Origin of the sequence: Corallococcus sp. CA049B (genome assembly GCF_003611685.1) — a bacterium.
Lineage (GTDB): Bacteria > Myxococcota > Myxococcia > Myxococcales > Myxococcaceae > Corallococcus > Corallococcus coralloides.
Map to the genome: position 1 here is coordinate 1 of NZ_RAWC01000387.1, position 3,461 is coordinate 3,461.

Here is a 3,461-nt window from a genome sequence, read left to right on the forward strand (position 1 = left end):
CCCTGGCCCTGCCGCCGAGCCGGGCAACGCCGCCCAGGGCGCCACCACCGGCACGCCCAGGCCGGCCGCCGCCACCCCGGGCGCGCAGGACCTGGGCACGTCCCCCATCTCCCCCGGCTCGGGCGACGGCGCGCGCGGCGACCTCACCCCCGGCACTCCCCGGGGCCCCCCGGAGGAGGCCCAGCAGGCCCCGGGCACCTCCCAGGCCACGAAGCCCCTGAAGGGGCCCATCACCCTGGCCCAGCTGGTGGCGCGGGCGCGCACCCAGGACGCGCGCGTGGCGGAGGCCAGCGCGGAGCTGCGCAAGTTCCAGGCGCTCTACGATCAAGCCCGCTGGGCCTGGTTCCCCCGGTTCGAGATCACCCTGGGCGCGGGCGGTCCCGTCCCCGAGGCGCGCAACAACGGCCTGGGCGGCCCGCCCACCACGGAGGCGTCGCTGGAGGGCGACTGGAACTTCGGCAAGGTGGGCGTGACGGTGTTCTCCACCGGCAACGCGGTGCTGCCGCTGTACACCTTCGGCAAGCTCTCCGCGCTGGAGAAGGCGGGAGAGCAGGGCCCCAAGGTGGGCGCGGCGCTGCGGGAGCGCGTGCGCGCGGAGGCGGGCTTCCAGGCCGCGCAGGCGTACTACGGCTACCAGCTGGCCCGGGCCGGCCTGAAGCAGCTGGAGGACGTGTCCAAGCGCCTCAAGGACGCGGGCGACAAGATCGACGCGCTCCTCAAGGAGGACTCGGATCAGGTGACGAAGCTGGACACCTACAAGCTGGGGTACTTCCGCCAGCTGGTGGAGTCGCAGCGCGCCACCGCCATCCAGGGCGAGCAGTTCGCGCTCACCGCCATCCGGCTGCTCGCCAACGCGGGTCCGGACGAGCAGGTGGAGGTGATGGAGGAGGACCTGCCGCTCCAGGGCGACGTGAACGTGCCCGACCTGGAGACCTCGCTGAAGCAGGCCAACGAGCGCCGCCCGGAGCTGAAGGCCATCGCCGCGGGCATCGTCGCGCGCGAGCAGGAGGTCATCATCCGCGAGCGCAGCTACTACCCGGACCTGGGGCTCGCGGGTTACTACGACGTGCGCTGGACGAGCAGCGCCACGCGCCAGCGCAGCCCCTTCGCGTATGACCCGTTCAACGACCGCACCGCGGGCCTGGGCCTGGTCATCCGAGGCACCTTCGACATCCCCATCAAGGACGCGCAGCTGGAGCAGGCCCGCGCGGAGCTGGACAAGATGCACGCGCAGGAGCTGACGCTCAAGGCCGGCATCCGGCTGGAGGTGACGCAGGTGCAGAGCCAGCTCGCCGCGGCCTACTCGCGGGCGAAGTCCTTCACGGAGGCGGAGAAGAACGCGAAGCGCTGGGCCACCGCCGCCTACGCCGCCTTCGACCTGGGCACGGGCGACACGCGTGAGCTGGTGGACGCCTTCACCGCGCTGGCCCAGGCCTCCGCCGAGCGCGGCAGGAGCTGGCACGACGTGCGCGTCGGGTTGGCGTCACTCGCCCGCGTCACCGGTGCCGTCCCCACGGCGGATGAATAACCCTCTCAGGCTGCCAGTCCTCACAGGTGTCGTCACACCTGAACTTCAACCCGGAGCTTCATCGCCATGATTGCTTCCCTGCTTGCCGCCACGCTGCTCGCCGCCGCCCCCGTGAGCCCGCTCAACGTGGTGAAGAACGGCAACGCCGCCGTGCAGAAGGCGGCCAACGCCCCTGGCGCCAACGCGCAGTCCCTGGCCACCGTCGTGGAGTCCTTCGTGGACTTCGAGGAGCTCGCCAAACGCGCCCTGGGCGAGAAGGCCTGGGCGGGCCTCACCGCCGCCCAGCGCAAGGAGTTCACCGAGACCATGACGGGCCTGCTGCGCGCCTCGTACGCCCAGAAGGCCATCGGCCAGGCGAAGGCGGACGTGAAGTACGGCAAGGAGAGCGTGCAGGGGAGCGAGGCCACGGTCGACACCGAGCTCACCGTGAAGACGGACCAGGTGCCCGTGAACTACCGCCTCTACAAGGCCACGCCCAAGGCCGACTGGCGCATCTACGACGTCATCACCGACGAGGTGTCGCTCGTGGACACGTACAGCGGCCAGTTCAAGAAGATCCTCTCCACCAAGGGCTTTGACGGCCTGCTGACGACGCTCAAGTCCAAGCGCGCCCAGCTGGAGAAGGAGAACGCCAACACCAGCGCGGCCTCCGTGAAGGAGTCCGCCGCCGCGGGTTCCGGAGCCGCGCCGCAGGCGAAGTAGGGCAGGGCGCTTCAAACAGCTTCGCGGTGATTCCTTCCGCCCGGGTGCCACCAGCGCCCGGGCGGAAGTGTTTCAGGAGGACGTCAGACGGGCCGCTGGAACACGCGGTACGTCTTGGAGCGCTGGCCGCCCATGGACTCGATGGCGCGGTTGACCAGGTGGTTGTCCTCCAGCGTCCACGAAATCTCGCCGCCCGTGTACCCCAGCTCCTTCGCGGTGCGCAGGGTGTCCAGGTAGAGGATGGCGTCCAGGCCGCGGCGCCGGTAGCCCTCCTTGATGCCCAGCGTGAGCAGGCGCAGCCGCTTGAGCTTGCGCGACGCCAGCACCAGCTTCACCAGGCCAATGGGCAGGCCGAACGTCGTGAGCCGCCCGTTGGCCGCCTTGAACGCCGCGTTGGCGTCCGGCAGCGTCATGGAGAAGGCCACGGGCTCGCCCTTCACCTCCGCGATGAGCAGCAGCTCCGGGCGCACGATGGCCTTCATCTCCTTGGCCATGTGCTCGAACTCGCGGTCCGTGAAGGGGATGAAGCCCCAGTTCTTCTCCCAGGCCGCGTTGTAGATCTGCTTGATGCGGGCGACCTCGGCGGGGAAGTCCTTCAGGTTCACCGGGCGCACGGTGACGCCCTCGCGCTGGCGGATCTTCTCCGCGATGCGCGCCACCTTCTCCGGCGGCGGCGTGGACGAGGACAGCTCGAAGGCGAACAGGTCCTTCGCCTTGGTGAAGCCGCACGTCTCCAGCAGGCCCGCGTAGTACGCGGGGTTGTACGGCATCATCAGCGCGGGAGGGCTCTCATAGCCCTCCACGAGCAGGCCCCAGTCCTGGTTGGAGGAGAAGTTGGCCGGCCCCAGCACGGTGTCGATGCCGCGCGCCTTCAGCCACGCGCTGGCCGCGTCCAGCAGGCCCCGGGCCACGCCCGCGTCGTTCACGCACTCGAAGAGGCCGAAGAAGCCCTCCTTCGTGCCGTGGAACTCCATGTGGCGCGGGTTCTTGATGGCCGCCACCCGGCCCACCACGTCCTGCCCGCGGCGCGCGAGGAACAGCTCCACCTCCGCGTAGTCGAAGAAGGGGTTCTTCTTCGGGTCCAGGAAGTCGCGGCGCTCCATCTCCAGCGGCGGCACCCAGTTCGGGTCGTCACGGTAGAGCGAGTACGGCAGCCGGATGAACGCCGTCCGGTCCGCCGCGCCGCGCACAGGGGTCACCTGCACGTCGGAGGGCATGGTGGGAGCGGGGG

The 3,461-nt window shown here is 70.3% G+C and carries 3 protein-coding genes; 2 read left to right on the top strand and 1 reads right to left on the bottom strand.

The features are described 5' to 3' along the window. Both D7W82_RS38860 and D7W82_RS38865 read left to right on the top strand, forming a co-directional pair. On the top strand, window positions 1-1,528 hold a 1,528-nt coding region (locus D7W82_RS38860; RefSeq protein WP_120623076.1), incomplete at its 5' end, for a TolC family protein. 66 nt (window positions 1,529-1,594) lie between these two features. Next, window positions 1,595-2,230, top strand: coding sequence for a phospholipid-binding protein MlaC (locus D7W82_RS38865; protein WP_120623077.1), 636 nt, complete (start codon window positions 1,595-1,597; stop codon window positions 2,228-2,230). 83 nt (window positions 2,231-2,313) lie between these two features. Here the strand turns inward: D7W82_RS38865 and D7W82_RS38870 are convergent, their stop codons facing one another. Further along, entirely contained in the window at window positions 2,314-3,447 is a 1,134-nt protein-coding gene (locus D7W82_RS38870; protein ID WP_120623078.1) for an N-acetyltransferase, read from the bottom strand. Between the last annotated feature and the right edge of the window lie 14 nt (window positions 3,448-3,461).

What these genes read in the sequence shown, in the direction of transcription:
- D7W82_RS38865 (WP_120623077.1), top strand. Translation starts at nt 1,595, where the DNA reads ATGATTGCTTCCCTGCTTGCCGCCACGCTGCTCGCCGCCGCCCCCGTG.
- D7W82_RS38870 (WP_120623078.1), bottom strand. Translation starts at nt 3,447, where the DNA reads ATGCCCTCCGACGTGCAGGTGACCCCTGTGCGCGGCGCGGCGGACCGG.